The sequence below is a fragment of the Sporosarcina sp. P18a genome, from assembly GCF_002743135.1.
In the GTDB taxonomy this organism is placed as follows: domain Bacteria; phylum Bacillota; class Bacilli; order Bacillales_A; family Planococcaceae; genus Sporosarcina.
On sequence record NZ_PDYQ01000007.1, the window covers coordinates 30,177 to 46,027 of the forward strand.

Below are 15,851 nucleotides of genomic sequence, written 5' to 3' on the forward strand. Positions count from 1 at the left end.
ATGAATGAATTTTTGATTTTCTATGCGCCTTTTTTGGTGATCATTGCGGGTATACTATTATCGTTCTTTGTGGTCTTGAAAGACGATGCAGTGACAAAGAATGAGTATAAAGACAATAAAGGAACAGACGTGTGATTACGTCTGTTTTTTTGTTTGCTGCCCCGTGTTACACTAGAAGTATCTGAAAGATGGAGGAAAAATCATGAGCTTTGTAGTAAACAAAAATGAAAAAATACGAGTGACTATAGAAGATCTGACACATGATGGAGCGGGCGTAGCGAAAGTAGAAGGCTATCCGTTATTCATTCAAGGAACGTTGCCTGGAGAAACAGTCGATGTCCATGTATTGAAGACATTGAAGAAATATGGATTCGCCAAGCTGCTGAATATCGTGGAACCATCTCCATCCCGTGTAACGCCACCATGTCATGTATTCCCGACATGTGGTGGATGTCAATTGCAGCATTTGTCCTATGAGAGTCAATTGATACAGAAACGCAAATCGGTACGGGATGTAATGGATCGGATAGCTAAGCTTCCTGACGTGCCTGTACATGAAGTAAAAGGCATGAATGATCCGTGGCGTTACCGCAATAAATCACAAATCCCATTTGATACGGAGAACGACCGTGTAATTACTGGCTTCTATAAGGCTCGTACACATCATATTGTCGATACAGATGTTTGTCTGATCCAAACGAAAGAAGCAGACGAACTGATGACGATGCTTAAGTATAAACTTCAACAGCTTGGTATCGAGACGTATGACGAACATACACACAAAGGTTTGCTACGTCATGTAATCGTTAGAAAAGCACGTCAGACGGGTCAAGTCATGGTTGTACTCGTTACGCGACATAAAAAGTTCCCGCAAAAAGACGCGGTAGTCGAATTAATTCTACAACAATTACCGAACGTGACGTCTATTATGCAAAATGTGAATACAGCGAATACGAATGTCATCATGGGGAATGAAATGATTAATCTATACGGAGCGGATGTCATTATTGATCGGATTGGAGATACTGAATTCGAGATTTCAGCACGTTCTTTCTATCAAATAAATCCTATTCAAACGGAAGTACTGTACCAACAGGCACTTGATTATGCTGACCTAACCGGAAATGAAACGGTAGTGGATGCGTATTGTGGAATAGGAACGATTTCATTGTTCTTGGCTAAACAAGCGAAGGCTGTTTACGGAGTTGAAATAGTACCGCAGGCGATAGAAGATGCAAAGCGTAACGCGGAACTAAACAGTATTACTAACGCACATTTTGAAGCAGGTCCTGCAGAAGAGGTTATTCCAAATTGGTACGCGCAAGGTAAGCAGTTTGACGTATTAGTCGTCGATCCACCACGTAAAGGGTGCGATGAAAAATTACTAGAAACCATTCTAACTTATAAACCGAAGAAGATTGTGTATGTGTCTTGTAATCCAGGAACATTGGCACGAGATTTACGCATTCTCGAAGATGGCGGCTATCGCACGAAGGAAGTCCAGCCGGTAGATATGTTCCCGCATAGTAGTCATGTGGAGTGTGTGGCGTTGATAGAGTTGAAATAACTTGGCGACAACAGGTTAGTAATTTCAGTAAATATAGATGTATATTTTAAAAACCCTCGGACGGATAGTTCGAGGGTTTTTTTTGACCTTACGGGGAACCAAAACGTTATGTGAAATACGGAACAACCGATGCTGTATTTTAATAAATAACGGAAAAACGAACGAAGAAATATCGTAAGTTTCGACTTCATGTTACAATTACTGAATTAGTTCATAATGTGAAGGAGGTTACACAAATGGCATTAGATATATTGGAGATCATGTATATAGTTTTAATAATTATAGCTATAGGAATTCAAGTTGTATTATATAAAAGTAAAACCAATAACAGTATAATCATTATCAATATGTTATTTGGCCTGCTTTTATCCTACCTAGCGTTTACATCTTTTCCTACAAACTTTACAATTCAAAAAACTCTAGCCATCTTAATGGGGATTGTAGCTATATTGGCAGTTGTTATGAAGTTTAGAAATGATGAGCTTGTGTTTTTAAGTAAAATTGCGTTCTCTATTTCTATCGTGGTTAGCTTAGGGTTGCTGTTTTTATAAAACACCTTTTACTGTGAACACACAATGCCTACTCGCTTAGGTGAAAGGACAAAACAGTATATTCCAATTCAGACAAGACACCGTGTAAATGAGTGCCTTGTCTTTTTTTATTTTTCAATCATAGCAACAGCATATTTCAGCATACTAGATATACTTATTGTGGGTTGACTGTGGGGATTCGATTTCTTCCGCGATCGCTTTCGTTTCATGAATCGTTCCATGTAGATGATTGGGTGGTGCATAAATAGAATACAATTTGATAGGAACAGTACCAGTATTTAATAAATTATGCCAAGTCCCAGCCGGAATAATAACAATATCCCTATCTTGAACGTGTCGCTCGAGGTCTACTTGATCTTTTCTATGTCCTATCTGAACGATCCCTTGCCCTTCCTCAAGCCGAATAAATTGATCGGTATGTGGGTGCATTTCCAAACCCACATCTTCTCCCGGCGAAATACTCATTAGTGTGAGCTGAAAATGGTCACCTGTCCATAGTACGGTACGGAACGTTTGGTTTCGTGTTGTTGCCTCTTCTATATTGATCGTTAAAGGCATTGGACCATAATCCGTTCGACCATCGTGTGGTAGCACAGACGAATTTTCAGCTTGATTCATTTGCTGTAAAGGCAATACGTTAAAACATGGATATATATACACAGGCTGATACCAACACACTAATTTGAAATTAGAAACAGATGGATTGATCACACTCATTCCTTTCATTATGTTTTGACCATAGTATATGCCTTACATACTGATCTGTGTTTAATTGAAAGTGATAGGGAAAAGAGAGTAAACAACCAAACGTACAGTGACTAGAATTCACAAAGTGGTCATATGTAAGCGTTTCGACTTTGAATGAATTGTGAAAGTCTTCACAATGTAACCAAATCGTTTGCTGAGCGTAGTATACTAAGGTTAACAAGAGAAGTTGGTCATGGATTCTCGCTTAAAGAATTAAAATACAACCAAAAAGGAGACTGAACAACATGTGGGTTATCACATTGTTCGAAACAGAAAAGGTACGGATCTTTGAATATGCGGAGAAAGTAGAGGCTACTACTGCTATGAAGAAGTTCAATCAGTACGCTGTTTTATCCTACACAAAGTAAAATCACTGAACAAACACAGAGCGAATAAAAATAAATGATTAAAAAGAAAATCGAAGGGAGACTGACAAACATGTGGGTAATTACTTTATTTGATCAAGCGAACGTACGAATATTTGAGTATGCGGAGAAGGTAGATGCGATGAACGCAATGAAAAACTTTAGCAAATATGCCGTTCTTTCTTACACTAAATAAGAAGTGATCATTTTAACCGTAGCGTACGTAGCTGCGGTTTTTTATATGTACGTGTTGTTGAAATATATCTAGTCAGAGAGGCTAATATATAGAAACTGCTGAAAAAAGTACTTTCTTGTTGATGAAAAGATTAAGTTAAATTGAAATATATGCATAAATTCTATTTCGCTAATAAGAAAACGTTTGCAGACACAATTGCGACATATGTAAGCGTTTTGACTTTGAATGATTTGTGAAACGCTTCACATATCGGTTTCTTTTGTTGTAGAACAGAGTATGATAAGGGTAACAAAAGAAATTGGTTAGCAGATTCCATTCAAGGAACTATGCTGCCAAACAAAAGGGAGACTACACAACATGTGGGTTATCACATTGTTTGACCAAGCAAACATACGAATCTTTGAATATGCTGAGAAGGTCGACGCAACAAATGCAATGAAAAACTTTAACAATTACGCAGTCCTGACATACACATACTAAGCGTTGGTTTTATTATTGATAAATGAATACACATTAAAAGGAGACTGGAAAACATGTGGGTAATTACATTATTTGATCAAGAAAACGTACGAATCTTTGAATATGCTGAGAAGGCAGAAGCAACAAGTGCAATGGAGAACTTTAACAAGTACGCAGTCCTAACATACACATACTAAGCACTGACTTTACTATTGATAAATAAATACAAATTAAAAGGAGACTGGAAAACATGTGGGTAATTACACTATTTGATCAAGCAAACGTACGAATTTTTGAATATGCTGAGAAAGCAGAAGCTACAAAGGCGATGAAGAACTTTAGTAAATATGCTGTTCTTTCATACACAAAATAATTTTACGAAAACAGAACCGTAGCGATTCAGCGCTACGGTTTTTTTATGCATCTGTAATTTTTGTTAGGTTCAATATAGATTCTCACACAATCTATTATGCTAGAATACGACTATATCAACCATTACGTCAGGCTAGTAAAGAAGGGAATTATATGTTTACTAATTTGAATGCATTTTTACAACGATGGATTGCCATCTTAACACCTCTCAGCTTAGTAATAGGTGTCGTGTTTCATCAAGTAGGGGAGCAGTTATTGTTTATTGTCTCCTGGTTGTTTGCGTTTATGACGTTCGTGGGCAGTCTTGGCATGAATATAAAAGAAGTACACATGGTCAGGAAGTATCCTGCCGTAGTACTTGTTAGCATCGCTTTTCTGCACATAGTGATGCCGGCATGGGCGTACTTTTTATCCACGGTATTTTTTGATGATCACTTACTGACGGTAGGTTTTGTGTTAGCAGTCGCAATCCCGACAGGTGTTACGAGTGTGATTTGGGTAACGATTTCGAAAGGCAATCTACCTCTATGCTTATCTATCATATTGATTGATACATTATTGGCACCTATCATTTTACCGGTTATTCTTCATATCGTCGTGGGAGAAAGAGTATCCATTGATAGTATGTCACTAATACTTAATTTACTTTGGATGATCGTACTACCTACAATAGCAGGTATTACGTTAAATGAACTCTCAAAGGGGAGTGTTCAAAAGAAATGGGGGCCTCGCTTAGCTCCTTTCTCTAAATTAAGTTTGTTTGCGATTGTTGCGATTAATGGTAGTGCAGTAGCGCCTTATGTGCAGAAGATTTCTTTTGAACTCGCCGGTATTATTGCGCTTGTACTGTTCATAGCATTAACGGGCTATGCAACTGCCTTATGGATAGCGCATGTACTGTGGAGAGATCCAGTGATTGCTACGACGTTCATGTTTGTGGGCGGCATGCGAAATATCGCGACAGGTGTTGTCATCGCGACAACGTTCTTTCCGCCGAAAGTCGCAATGCCTGTCGTTTTCGGTATGCTCTTCCAACAAGTACTTGCCTCTATATTCAATAAGGTGGGGAACTGGTATGGAAGACGTCATTTCAAGATTAACGAAGAGATATAAAATAAAACAACTGCCGTCATTCTGTGAACAGAACACGGCAGTTGTTTTATTTTTTCTTCTTTTTATTTTTTGGCCTAGATCCAAACTCTGCAGAAAACTCTTCTAAAGAATGGCCCTCTGGATGTTGATTATTACTGTTACTGGCTTCTTTGTTTTTATTTTCATACGTTTTCAACGGGTTATGTGTCCGTTCATTCATGGTTTTCTTATTATTTTTATTCGCCATGTTCGTCCACCTCCTACAGACTAGAATGGACAAAAGTCGAGGTTTTATGCGGTGACTGACAATATCAAAAAACGTCTAAAAGATGTTATCATGACTAAAAGAAGAGGTGGAACTATGCGAAAGGTATCTAGAATATTCCTGTTACTCGTCATTGGTGCACTTTTTATGATAGCAATAGGGTGTTCAAATCAAGAGAACGATAAGAATGAACAATCCAAACAAATAGACATGCGAAATCAACAGAAAGAACAAGAGCTGATTGCGGTACACGATGCCGCTGAAAAAGGAAAGCTACCCAGTCAACCATGGCAAGTGGGGAAAACTACTTTTCAACAAGTCCAAGACCAATTGGGGAAAGTAGATAAAGTAGAACGTGATCGTAAGGGAATATATGCTTCTTATGAAAAAGAAAAACTAAAGCTTAGTTTGACAGAGAACAAGAAGGTTTATAAATTACGTATAGCGGAATCGAAATTCGTTGACATAACGCAATTGCAGACCAAGGAAGTACTAGGAGTTCCAGATGGACTTGAACAAGTAGGTGGGCAAACAGCATTTGTTTATGAATTGAATGATGAATACCAATTAACTTTGCTGTTTTCCTCAGCAGAAAACGATGCAACCATCGTAGAAATTGCTGTTCTCCATAAGCCGAGTGCGGAAATTCAGGATTTGATACAGGAAATGCAACTTGATGAAAAACTCGGTCAATTGATTCTTATGGGTGTGCAAGGTCCGCAACTGGATTCTGTAGCGAAGGAATTTATTCAAGATAGGCATGTCGGTGGCATTATTTTATTTAAACGCAATTTCGTTTCTGTTTCGCAATCGCTTAGTTTGATTAATGATTTGAAACAGGCGAATACGAATGCGAAAACACCGTTATTTATTAGTGCAGACGAGGAAGGTGGACGTGTTACACGATTGCCAAAAGAACTCGAAAAAACACCTTCTAATCGTAAAATCGGACAAGCTGAAAACGGGAAATATGCATATGATGTTGGAGAGTTAATTGGCCGCAAAATGAGTGCATTCGGATTGAATATGAATTTTGCACCTGTACTGGACGTCGATAGCAATCCGAATAATCCAGTGATTGGTGATCGCTCGTATGGCCATGACGCACGGCTAGTCAGTAAAGCAGGAATCGAGCAGGCCAAGGGTATGATGTCGCAACATGTCATACCTGTCGTCAAACACTTCCCAGGACACGGTGATACCAGTGTAGACTCACATATTGATTTGCCCGTGATCAAGCATACTAAGGAGCGCTTGAAGAACGTAGAACTATTTCCCTTTAAACAAGCGATTGAAGGTGGCGTAAATGCGATTATGGTCGGACACTTACTTGTAGAGGCATATGATCCGAAAACACCTGCATCATTTTCAAAAATCATCATTCAAGACGTATTACGTGATAAACTACAGTTCGATGGTGTGGTGATTACAGACGACTTGGTCATGGGAGCTATTGAAAAGAACTATACAATTGGAGATGCGGCAGTTCAATCTATTGCAGCAGGTGGAGATATTTTACTTGTTGGGCATAAATATACGCCAGTAGACGAGCTACTCACTGCATTACAAACGGCTATAAGTGAAGGAGTCATTACAGAACAACGAGTCAATCAAAGCGTCGAGCGGATTTTACTGCTAAAGCAACAGTATAAAGTGGTGGATATTCCACAAGAGCAAGTCCATGTGGAAGAACTGAATGAACAAACGAAGGAGCTTGTAAAGAAAATTCAATCGGGTATTTAACGATAAAGGGGTGTTCGCATGGAAGAACGTGTTCTTTTGTTACATGGTTTCAATAAAAATTCACGTGATATGCAGACGTTGTCTATCTATTTAGAACATCAGGGATTTCATTGTAGATCACTCGACTTACCGTTAACATATCATGAATTTGACCAATCCATTTATCTTGTGGAAAAACATTTGTCCGATATGATCTCACAAAAAGATACTCCTATTCATTTGGTTGGTCACAGTACAGGCGGTCTACTTATTCGAAAAGTGTTGCAAGAAACTGAATGGAAGGATTCAATTGGTCACTGTGTGCAAATTGCTACGCCAAATCGTGGAAGTCAGCTGGCGCATGTGGCGAGTAAAATTACAGGATACACTGAACACTACAAGACATTACGCTCATTAAACGCAACGTATATTGAACAGTTAAACTTGCCGGATATGACTCCTTTTGCGATTGGCGCAATTGCGGGGAATCGAAATCATTTATGGCTTGGGAAATTGCTTCAAGGAGAAAATGATGGACGAGTAGAGTTGGATTCAGTTTATTATCCGGGACTTGCTGATTTTATTAAGTTGCCCTATGGACATAAAGAAATTCATCACCAGAAAGAAGTAGCGGAATTAACTGCACGCTTTTTGCTAACTGGGCATTTTTGATGAAGCATTGCTATTTCACTTGAAAAAATTCACAGCTCCAATTACCTTGTAATATTCACTTCAGCGGGCATGCTATAGCTGAGGGAATAAGGAGGATGATTGGATGAGTATTAGCGAAGAATTGAAAAAGTTGAAGGCATTTCACTGTGATGATCGATGTGTGCTGTCAGTATACTTAAACACGAATCCTGCAGATCCTGACCAACAACAAGCTGCGTGGAGAATTCATTTGAAATCAGGGTTGAAGAGACTTGATGAATACCTCGTCGCATCCGGAGATGAAAAAGAATTGACTGCATTTCGTTCATTGAAAGACCGTGTGATGAAAGAAGTTGAAGATAAGCAAAATGATTTGGCGAAAGGGGTTATCATTTTTGCGGCAGCGGATCCTGAAATATGGTCTGTTCATTATGTTCAAGTAGCAGTCAAGACGAGCTTTCATTGGGAAAACCAAGCCATGACGAATGAATTTGAGTATATGTTACAAGCATATCCAGAAGCGGGAATTATACTCCCAAGCTACAGTAATGTCCGGATTTTGGATACAGCAATGGGGAGAGTCCATGAAGAAACGGTGTATGAATTTGATTCGGGTCTCGATGTCTGGAAAGAACAGAAAGGTGTTAAGTCGTCCATACAACGGGGAGTAGGTGGACATACAGACGAATTTGATCATCGGTTAAAGGAGAATCTGGATCGTTTTTATAAAGGCATGGGTTCTGTAGTGGGTAACATGAAAAAGAAGCGCGGATGGAAAGAAGTGCATGTGGCAGGGGAAGCCGAACTGGCCAATAGCTTCGCGTCCATCTTGCGTGAAAAACCCGCAAGCTGTATTCATAAAAACTTTGGAAAATCGAACAATAATCACGTCATCCAAAAGATTTTCGAATCCCGCTAAGAAGAATCAAAAGAGGATGTCCTAGAAGTCAGCGACTTCTAGGACATCCTTTCTTTATGTAGTTTGTATTTTGAAAAATTCAATACAGTTAAAGGAATTGAAGTTTCAGTTTCACTACATTCCTTTAATGGATAATAATTAAAGGAATTTCAGAATATTACTAGTATACTAAGTTCTAAAGGGGGGAATGACATGGGAAGAGGCAGAAAGATTACACTGTGGGCACTCAGTATACTGTCAATTATAGCTGTGTTTGTTGTGATATTTGCAAACGCTTACATTTTGAAGTCGAAACCGCTTGTAGAAGGAAACCATCAAGTCACATTCATCGATCAAGAAGTAATCGTTACACGGGATAACAATGGGGTACCGCATATCAACGCTGCTTCGGATGAAGATCTATACCGAGCGCAAGGTTATGTGCAAGCGCAAGACCGTTTATTTCAAATGGATCTAGCCCGAAGGCAGGCGAGCGGTCGTCTGGCGGAAGTCATCGGTGATAAGGCAGTCGATACTGATAAGTTATTTCGTACATTTAGTTTGCGAAATGCCGCAGAAGCTTCATATGATGGATATGGAGAACAGGCAAAAGCAGTACTTGGCTGGTATGCGGAAGGAGTCAATGCATTCATTCGGGAAGCTATATCGGAAAATCAATTGTCTTATGAATTTGCACTTCTTGGATATGAGCCTGAAGAGTGGGCACCGATTGATTCATTAACGATCGGGAAGTATATGGCTTATGACTTGGGGGGGAGATGGCAACCGCAAGCCTTCCGCCACTGGGCGATCAATGCGTTTCCAGAAGAAAAAGTGAAAGATTTATTCCTGACGTATCCGAAAAATGCAGAATCTATCATGACGGCTAATAAAGAGCATAACGTAGAGGTAGCGGGACGTTTTCTACCGGAACTTTCACCACCTGAATTCAATGGAAGTAACAACTGGGTAGTATCAGGAGAAAAGACGGCTTCCGGTAAACCATTACTAGCTGATGATCCGCATCTAGGACTGAGTACACCGTCTATTTGGTATCAAATGCATTTACAATCCCCTGAACAAAATGTTGAAGGAGTAATCTTTGCAGGAATTCCTGGAATTATTTTGGGGAATAATGAAGATATCGCATGGGGGGTTACGAACGTTGGACCGGATGTGCAAGATCTTTATATTGAAGTCCCGCATCCAAGTAAAAAAGCTCAATTCCGTTATGATGGCAAGTGGGAACAAGCAGAAGTACGGGATGAGACGATTAAAGTGAAAGATGCTGAAGATGTTCCATATGAAGTACTTGTCACAAAACACGGTCCGATTATTTCAGATGTTATGTACAAAGAAGAAAATCCTGATGCATTATTCTCCATGCAGTGGACGGCACTCGAGCCCACGCTTGAGCTCGAAGCAATTATGGAGATGAATAAATCAACAGATTGGAAAAGTTTTGAGAAAGCATTGGAGAAGTTTCACGCACCTGCACAGAACTTCGTCTTCGCTTCGACGGACGGCACAATCGCGTATAAAGCAAACGGTCGCATTCCCATCCGTAAACAAGGTGACGCACAATTGGCAGTGCCAGGAGATTCTTCTGATTACGGTTGGGAGGGTTATATTCCCTATGAAGAACTACCACGTGTAGTGAATCCCGAAGAAGGTTTCATCGCCACAGCAAATAATGAAGTGGTAGATGAAAATTATCCATATCACATCACAAAGTTCTGGGCACAACCATACCGCTTTGAACGGATTGCAGAAGTGCTACGAGGAGGAGATAGTTTCACAGTGGATGACATGATGAAACTGCAAATGGATCAAAAAAACCTTTACGCTGCGGAATTCCTTGCATCCATGATTACATCAGTAGAGAACAAAGACCAATCAGGTGATTACAAAGAAGTATTAAATACATTGAAACAATGGGATCAAGTTGATTCAAAAGATAGCAGTGCTCCGCTAATTTTCCACAAATGGATGAAACAACTGCAAATCGATATGTTCCGCGATGAAATGCCGGATGATGTCTATGAACTAATGCCAGGTAAAAACCAGATTACAGACGAACTTCTGCGTAAAGGCTATAGTGGAGAAAAAAGTGTCTGGTTAGAAGAAAAGCTAGGCATCGATCAATGGGTGTATGATTCATTCATTAACGCAATAAATAAAATTTCTGATGACTTCGGTGACAAACAACAAAAATGGGCATGGGGCGACTATCACCAATTGACATTCCCACACCCGCTAGCAAGCGCATCACCTGTATTCGCCAAATTATTAAATCCCGAAAAACAGCCAATCGGCGGTTCCAATATTACAGTGCAAGCTGCTTCCTTTAAAGACGACGGCTCCGTCAACCACGGTGCATCATGGCGTTTTGTTGCAGATCTAGACGACTTAACAAAAACATATCATGTCGTTGGGCCCGGCCAAAGCGGACATCTGAAATCCAAATGGTTCCACGACCAAGCAGAAGACTGGGCAAAAGGCCAATACCACGAAACACTCATGACACAAGAAATCCCTGACGGACGTGTACTTACGTTGCAACCGACCGTAAATAACGGAAAATGAATTAGTAGTTAATTATGTAGTATAAGGCTGAAGACAAATTCCTGAATTAGGGGGTGTCTTTAGTCTTTTTTCCAATTTAATTTTGTATCAAAACATAAATTTTAGAAGCGATATTAGTTGATCGTAAGTGTAAGACTACCGGAGGGTGAGCGTGTGCCTGAAACGTCGTTCAACGGTACTTCCTCAAATCCTTATCTATTCTTATCCTATATGATAAAAAAAATACTCTCATGGTATACTATATGAATTCTAATTTGCACGGCACTATTGGAGGAATCGTCTAATGAAACATCTAGCAGGCGGCGTACAATGGACCATCTTTCTCATTGCATCATCTATTGCTGCCCCCATCGCAATCGCGCACGCCTTTGGTATGGACTCAGTAGCGACATCGCTATTTATGCAAAGAACTATATTTGTTCTCGGTATTGCCAGTCTGATTCAGGCATTTTTCGGACATAAAATGCCCATCAACGAAGGTCCCGCAGGCTTATGGTGGGGAATTTATGTGGTCTATGCCGGTATGGTCGGCATTTTTTATACAACCTCAACAGACGCCTTGCAAGCATTGCAAAGTGGTATGTTGTATAGTGGTGTGCTATTCATTATCCTCGCTGCGACAGGAATCATTGCGAAAATGAAAGTACTCTTCACACCAGCAATAACGTTTACGTATCTAATGTTGCTGATCTTACAATTAAGTGGAACCTTTATTAGGGGAATGATAGGGGTAGAAGAAGTAGGAGACCAACTGGATCCAGTCATTTTTCTCGGAAGTTTCATTGTTTTACTCATCACGTTTATTGCGATGGCAAATAAACGCCCGTTCATATCTAAATATGCGATATTGATCTCCATTGCAATTGGCTGGGGGATTTTCTTACTACTAGGAAAAACACCAACCATCGCGAAAGTGTCCGATCAGCTAATCCAACTACCGAAAATGTTTGTTTATGGAAAACCTGTATGGGATAGTGGTGTTCTTGTTACAGCGATCTTCATTACATTATTGCTAGTAGCGAATATGCTTGCATCAATTCGTGTCATGGAACATTTATTGAAGGAGTCTTTTCATATTAAAGCGCCAGATCGATTACGCCAAGGAGCATTTGCTTCAGGATTCATCCATCTGATCGCAGGCACTTTTTCCGCCATTGGATCCGTACCGATTTCAGGATCTGCTGGATTTGTTGGCACGACACGTATGCCGTCTATAAAACCATTTATTATTGGCAGTATGCTATTAGTGCTCATTACACTGTTTCCAAGTATTATGGCGATATTTGCGGCTTTACCAGCACCGGTTGCATACGCTGTAACTTTCGCCATCTTTACAAAAATGGTCTCGATGGCATTCAATGAACTTGATGCTGATCCAGAAAAAGAGCGTGCACGTCAAGCTGTAGCTTTTGGATTAATGGTAGGTGTAGGGACTATGTTTGTCCCGGGAGAAAGTTTGTCGCAACTTCCTCCCATTGTAGCTTCCACATTATCTAATGGATTGATTACAGGAACGATCCTCGCGATACTTATTGAGCAATATATGATACGCAGAAGTCGGAGAAATCATTATAGTAAGATGTAAAAAGCCAAACAGTGTGAACTGTCCGGCTTTTTCACGAATTATTTTCTTTTATCCTCTGTAGCCCGATAGACTTCTTTCAAAGCATCCCGATACTCTTTACCGCTCGCATTCTCTCGGGCACGTGAAGCTTCTTCGGCAGATACTTCAAACTCCATTCCCATTTCTTCGTTGATCGTTCCTTTATGAAACAAATGACGTATATCTCGATCCATAGAAATCCCTCCTACTCATAATATGGTGTAATTTGCGATAGTCATACATAAAGAAGAGGAATTCAGCAAAAGAAAGAGGATTCATTCTCAAATTGTCGAAAGAAGTAAAGTAGTAACACAATTTAGAATAGGGAGAGGATCTGCGCATGAGTAAAAAAGTATTGATTCTTGGTGGAGATGCAGTAGAAGCACTGGAAATTTTCTATCCTTATTATCGTTGTTTGGAAGAAGGATTCGACACAACTATTGCTTCACCATCAGTAAAAAAATTATATACCGTTACCCATGATTTCATCGATGGAATGGAAACGTATGTTGAAAAACCCGCTTATGGCTTGGATTCACATATTGCCTTCAAAGATGTCAATCCTGCAGACTATGATGCGCTCATTATTCCAGGTGGACGTGCACCAGAGTATATTCGTCTAGATGAATCATTACCAGATATTGTCCGCCATTTCTTTGAAGAGAATAAACCCGTGGCGGCAGTTTGCCATGCTGCTCAAGTGTTATCCGTTATTCCGGATCTCATGCAAGGCAGGGAATATACAGCATATATCGCGTGTAAGCCAGACGTTACAGCAGCTGGTGCTACGTATATAGAAAAAGATCTTCATACAGAAGGGAATCTAGTATCAGGACATGCTTGGCCAGATCTTCCAGGCTTAATGAGAGAATTCATGAAAATGATCAATAAATAATAAAACGCAAAGCACATTAGGCTTTGCGTCAGACTGAAGACGTTTCCAGAAGTGGAATCGCCTTCGGTTTTTTTATATATTGAATTTAGTAAGCCCAAAAAACAACTATCAAAAAGATAATAAATGGAATCATTAATGCTAAAAATAAACCGGCAACAATCATAATCGTACCAAATCCACGCCATGAAGAGAAGTGATGGACAATCCCAATCCCTTTCGATAATATCACTGTACTAAAGATACCTAGAGCCAATGTTAGTAAATTAGCGAGTAATAATACAATAGATAATGATCCAAAAACGTCAACATTTGCAGTATTCGTCATATCCACAAATAAATTCTTGCCGTAAATAATGACTAATAGCAAGTTAATCGGCATCATCCAAATCAAAGGTATCGAAGCGATTGGCGTCATTTGCACAATATCCTTAAAGTTCCCTTTACCTCCGAGCCATTTACCTACCCACGTGTAGAGAGCAGAACTAATGAACAGGCTGATCATAGTCCCGATGAATGATGACACGATACCGAGTAGGATCATTACCGGCAATGACAGATCGGGTAAAATATCCGTTTCAGCGAATGATGTTATACCGACGCTGACCGACGTAAGGAATAAGATGAAAAAACTATAACTCCATGTTTTGTATTCAAGAACATAACGAATCGTTTGTTTAGGTTGTGTCCATATTGAAATAAGTGGTTGCATAAGAAGACCTCCTTTCATATAGTCTACTATACGTTCAAAGACTACCATATGTTTCATAAAGGTCGTTTAAAATCCTCGAACAGTAAAAATTAGCAGAGATTTGCTATACTTTCTCTAGTAACTATTAGAGGAGGAATTATTGATGGCAAAATTATTTAGTCCTTATACTATACGTGGTGTAGAGTTTAAAAACCGTATCGCAATGGCACCGATGTGTATGTATTCTTCACATAATCAGGATGGGAAAGTAGAAGACTGGCATAAAATCCACTACGCAACTCGTGCGGTAGGACAAGTTGGTCTGATCATCGTTGAAGCAACAGCCGTTCAACCGCAAGGAAGAATCTCAAGTGAGGATTTAGGGATCTGGTCAGATGAGCATATTGAAGGTTTAACTGAAATCGTTCGTTTAAACAAACAGCATGGTGCCCGTACAGGTATCCAATTAGCACACGCAGGAAGAAAGGCGACAGTGGATGGAACAATTCATGCGCCAAGCCCTATTGCGTACAATGAAAAACACAAAACACCGACAGAAATGACTGTCACTGATATTGAAGAAACCATTGAAGCATTCAAACAAGGAGCGCTCCGTGCCAAACAAGCTGGATTTGACGTGATTGAAATCCATGGTGCACATGGCTATTTACTTAATGAATTCCTGACTCCACTATGTAATCATCGTGAAGATGAATACGGGGGATCAGCAGAAAATCGCTATCGCATACTTAGGCAAGTAATTGATGCAATTCGTTCTGTTTGGGAAGGTCCGTTATTTGTCAGAATCTCGGCAGAAGATTATAAAGAAGGCGGCATGGATTCTTCGCAGTATGCAGAAATGGCGGGCTGGATGAAAGAACAAGGTGTCGATCTAGTCGACGTTAGCTCAGGTGGAGTAGTTCCGGCTGCTATTCATCCTTTCCCAGGCTATCAAGTGCCATTTGCAGATACAATCCGTCAGCGAGCAAATATTGCAACGGGTGCGGTAGGATTGATCACATCAGCCCTACAAGCAGAAGAAATTTTACAAAATGACCGTGCGGATATCGTATTGCTCGCTCGCGAATTATTACGTGATCCTTATTGGGCGTACACAGCAGCAAAAGAACTGGGAGTAGAAATCGAATCACCCGTTCAATATACACGCGGTTGGACATATTAATCCATTCATTT

General features: G+C 39.9%; 20 protein-coding genes. 16 read left to right on the forward strand and 4 right to left on the reverse strand.

Annotated elements, in window-relative coordinates; all coding sequences use genetic code 11:
• The 3 genes from cydS to CSV75_RS14235 all read left to right on the forward strand — a co-directional run bounded on the left by cydS (nt 1) and on the right by CSV75_RS14235 (nt 2,118).
• Nucleotides 1-135: a cytochrome bd oxidase small subunit CydS family protein gene (gene cydS / locus CSV75_RS16675; protein WP_255406665.1), complete on the forward strand. Its 135-nt coding sequence runs from the start codon at nt 1-3 to the stop codon at nt 133-135.
• 67 nt (nt 136-202) lie between these two features.
• Nucleotides 203-1,567 (forward strand): 23S rRNA (uracil(1939)-C(5))-methyltransferase RlmD, encoded by a 1,365-nt coding sequence (gene rlmD, locus CSV75_RS14230; RefSeq protein ID WP_099676363.1) that lies wholly within the window; start codon nt 203-205, stop codon nt 1,565-1,567.
• Between the two features lie 236 nt (nt 1,568-1,803).
• Nucleotides 1,804-2,118 carry a hypothetical protein gene (locus CSV75_RS14235; protein WP_099676364.1) on the forward strand — a complete coding sequence of 105 codons (315 nt, stop codon included), beginning with the start codon at nt 1,804-1,806 and terminating at the stop codon, nt 2,116-2,118.
• Nucleotides 2,119-2,262: 144 nt separating this feature from the next.
• On the opposite strand, the gene CSV75_RS14240 is transcribed toward CSV75_RS14235, so the two are convergent.
• A complete protein-coding gene (locus CSV75_RS14240; protein WP_099676365.1) occupies nt 2,263-2,844 on the reverse strand; it encodes a cupin domain-containing protein in 582 nt (193 codons plus the stop codon).
• A 266-nt stretch (nt 2,845-3,110) separates the two neighbouring features.
• On the opposite strand from CSV75_RS14240, the gene CSV75_RS16680 reads away from it, so the two are divergent.
• The 6 genes from CSV75_RS16680 to CSV75_RS14245 all read left to right on the forward strand — a co-directional run bounded on the left by CSV75_RS16680 (nt 3,111) and on the right by CSV75_RS14245 (nt 5,370).
• Nucleotides 3,111-3,233, forward strand: a complete 123-nt coding sequence (locus CSV75_RS16680) for a hypothetical protein (RefSeq protein ID WP_255397321.1) — start codon at nt 3,111-3,113, stop codon at nt 3,231-3,233.
• 70 nt (nt 3,234-3,303) lie between these two features.
• Nucleotides 3,304-3,426 (forward strand): hypothetical protein, encoded by a 123-nt coding sequence (locus CSV75_RS16685; protein ID WP_255397322.1) that lies wholly within the window; start codon nt 3,304-3,306, stop codon nt 3,424-3,426.
• A 357-nt stretch (nt 3,427-3,783) separates the two neighbouring features.
• Complete coding sequence (locus tag CSV75_RS16690; RefSeq protein WP_255406666.1) at nt 3,784-3,906, forward strand: hypothetical protein; 123 nt, start codon at nt 3,784-3,786, stop codon at nt 3,904-3,906.
• 53 nt (nt 3,907-3,959) lie between these two features.
• Nucleotides 3,960-4,082: a hypothetical protein gene (locus tag CSV75_RS16695; RefSeq protein ID WP_255397360.1), complete on the forward strand. Its 123-nt coding sequence runs from the start codon at nt 3,960-3,962 to the stop codon at nt 4,080-4,082.
• Between the two features lie 53 nt (nt 4,083-4,135).
• Nucleotides 4,136-4,258, forward strand: coding sequence for a hypothetical protein (locus CSV75_RS16700; protein ID WP_255406667.1), 123 nt, complete (start codon nt 4,136-4,138; stop codon nt 4,256-4,258).
• A 152-nt stretch (nt 4,259-4,410) separates the two neighbouring features.
• Entirely contained in the window at nt 4,411-5,370 is a 960-nt protein-coding gene (locus tag CSV75_RS14245) for a bile acid:sodium symporter family protein (RefSeq protein ID WP_099676366.1), read from the forward strand.
• Nucleotides 5,371-5,416: 46 nt separating this feature from the next.
• On the opposite strand, the gene CSV75_RS14250 is transcribed toward CSV75_RS14245, so the two are convergent.
• Nucleotides 5,417-5,596, reverse strand: a complete 180-nt coding sequence (locus CSV75_RS14250) for a hypothetical protein (protein WP_099636908.1) — start codon at nt 5,594-5,596, stop codon at nt 5,417-5,419.
• A gap of 114 nt (nt 5,597-5,710) precedes the next feature.
• Between CSV75_RS14250 and nagZ the strand changes: the two genes are divergently transcribed.
• The 5 genes from nagZ (at nt 5,711) to CSV75_RS14275 (ending at nt 13,056) form a co-directional block, all read left to right on the forward strand.
• Entirely contained in the window at nt 5,711-7,357 is a 1,647-nt protein-coding gene (gene nagZ, locus CSV75_RS14255) for a beta-N-acetylhexosaminidase (protein WP_158231674.1), read from the forward strand.
• A gap of 18 nt (nt 7,358-7,375) precedes the next feature.
• The gene (locus tag CSV75_RS14260) at nt 7,376-8,008 is read left to right on the forward strand and encodes an esterase/lipase family protein (protein ID WP_099676368.1); all 633 of its coding nucleotides are present in this window, start codon (nt 7,376-7,378) and stop codon (nt 8,006-8,008) included.
• A gap of 103 nt (nt 8,009-8,111) precedes the next feature.
• Nucleotides 8,112-8,906 carry a VLRF1 family aeRF1-type release factor gene (locus CSV75_RS14265; protein ID WP_099631697.1) on the forward strand — a complete coding sequence of 265 codons (795 nt, stop codon included), beginning with the start codon at nt 8,112-8,114 and terminating at the stop codon, nt 8,904-8,906.
• Nucleotides 8,907-9,098: 192 nt separating this feature from the next.
• On the forward strand, nt 9,099-11,471 hold the full coding sequence (locus CSV75_RS14270; RefSeq protein WP_099676369.1) for a penicillin acylase family protein: 2,373 nt from the start codon (nt 9,099-9,101) through the stop codon (nt 11,469-11,471).
• A gap of 283 nt (nt 11,472-11,754) precedes the next feature.
• The gene (locus CSV75_RS14275; protein ID WP_099676370.1) at nt 11,755-13,056 is read left to right on the forward strand and encodes a purine/pyrimidine permease; all 1,302 of its coding nucleotides are present in this window, start codon (nt 11,755-11,757) and stop codon (nt 13,054-13,056) included.
• 38 nt (nt 13,057-13,094) lie between these two features.
• Here the strand turns inward: CSV75_RS14275 and CSV75_RS16355 are convergent, their stop codons facing one another.
• The gene (locus tag CSV75_RS16355; RefSeq protein ID WP_158231675.1) at nt 13,095-13,268 is read right to left on the reverse strand and encodes a hypothetical protein; all 174 of its coding nucleotides are present in this window, start codon (nt 13,266-13,268) and stop codon (nt 13,095-13,097) included.
• A gap of 146 nt (nt 13,269-13,414) precedes the next feature.
• Between CSV75_RS16355 and CSV75_RS14280 the strand changes: the two genes are divergently transcribed.
• On the forward strand, nt 13,415-13,969 hold the full coding sequence (locus CSV75_RS14280; RefSeq protein WP_099631700.1) for a DJ-1/PfpI family protein: 555 nt from the start codon (nt 13,415-13,417) through the stop codon (nt 13,967-13,969).
• Between the two features lie 85 nt (nt 13,970-14,054).
• Here the strand turns inward: CSV75_RS14280 and CSV75_RS14285 are convergent, their stop codons facing one another.
• Nucleotides 14,055-14,678, reverse strand: coding sequence for a YIP1 family protein (locus CSV75_RS14285; RefSeq protein ID WP_158231676.1), 624 nt, complete (start codon nt 14,676-14,678; stop codon nt 14,055-14,057).
• Between the two features lie 142 nt (nt 14,679-14,820).
• On the opposite strand from CSV75_RS14285, the gene namA reads away from it, so the two are divergent.
• A complete protein-coding gene (namA, locus tag CSV75_RS14290) occupies nt 14,821-15,840 on the forward strand; it encodes an NADPH dehydrogenase NamA (RefSeq protein WP_099676372.1) in 1,020 nt (339 codons plus the stop codon).
• Nucleotides 15,841-15,851: the final 11 nt, after the last annotated feature.

Coding starts and splice junctions, on each gene's coding strand:
- cydS (WP_255406665.1), top strand. CDS start 1: ATGAATGAATTTTTGATTTTCTATGCGCCTTTTTTGGTGATCATTGCG.
- rlmD (WP_099676363.1), top strand. CDS start 203: ATGAGCTTTGTAGTAAACAAAAATGAAAAAATACGAGTGACTATAGAA.
- CSV75_RS14235 (WP_099676364.1), top strand. CDS start 1,804: ATGGCATTAGATATATTGGAGATCATGTATATAGTTTTAATAATTATA.
- CSV75_RS14240 (WP_099676365.1), bottom strand. CDS start 2,844: ATGAAAGGAATGAGTGTGATCAATCCATCTGTTTCTAATTTCAAATTA.
- CSV75_RS16680 (WP_255397321.1), top strand. CDS start 3,111: ATGTGGGTTATCACATTGTTCGAAACAGAAAAGGTACGGATCTTTGAA.
- CSV75_RS16685 (WP_255397322.1), top strand. CDS start 3,304: ATGTGGGTAATTACTTTATTTGATCAAGCGAACGTACGAATATTTGAG.
- CSV75_RS16690 (WP_255406666.1), top strand. CDS start 3,784: ATGTGGGTTATCACATTGTTTGACCAAGCAAACATACGAATCTTTGAA.
- CSV75_RS16695 (WP_255397360.1), top strand. CDS start 3,960: ATGTGGGTAATTACATTATTTGATCAAGAAAACGTACGAATCTTTGAA.
- CSV75_RS16700 (WP_255406667.1), top strand. CDS start 4,136: ATGTGGGTAATTACACTATTTGATCAAGCAAACGTACGAATTTTTGAA.
- CSV75_RS14245 (WP_099676366.1), top strand. CDS start 4,411: ATGTTTACTAATTTGAATGCATTTTTACAACGATGGATTGCCATCTTA.
- CSV75_RS14250 (WP_099636908.1), bottom strand. CDS start 5,596: ATGGCGAATAAAAATAATAAGAAAACCATGAATGAACGGACACATAAC.
- nagZ (WP_158231674.1), top strand. CDS start 5,711: ATGCGAAAGGTATCTAGAATATTCCTGTTACTCGTCATTGGTGCACTT.
- CSV75_RS14260 (WP_099676368.1), top strand. CDS start 7,376: ATGGAAGAACGTGTTCTTTTGTTACATGGTTTCAATAAAAATTCACGT.
- CSV75_RS14265 (WP_099631697.1), top strand. CDS start 8,112: ATGAGTATTAGCGAAGAATTGAAAAAGTTGAAGGCATTTCACTGTGAT.
- CSV75_RS14270 (WP_099676369.1), top strand. CDS start 9,099: ATGGGAAGAGGCAGAAAGATTACACTGTGGGCACTCAGTATACTGTCA.
- CSV75_RS14275 (WP_099676370.1), top strand. CDS start 11,755: ATGAAACATCTAGCAGGCGGCGTACAATGGACCATCTTTCTCATTGCA.
- CSV75_RS16355 (WP_158231675.1), bottom strand. CDS start 13,268: ATGGATCGAGATATACGTCATTTGTTTCATAAAGGAACGATCAACGAA.
- CSV75_RS14280 (WP_099631700.1), top strand. CDS start 13,415: ATGAGTAAAAAAGTATTGATTCTTGGTGGAGATGCAGTAGAAGCACTG.
- CSV75_RS14285 (WP_158231676.1), bottom strand. CDS start 14,678: ATGCAACCACTTATTTCAATATGGACACAACCTAAACAAACGATTCGT.
- namA (WP_099676372.1), top strand. CDS start 14,821: ATGGCAAAATTATTTAGTCCTTATACTATACGTGGTGTAGAGTTTAAA.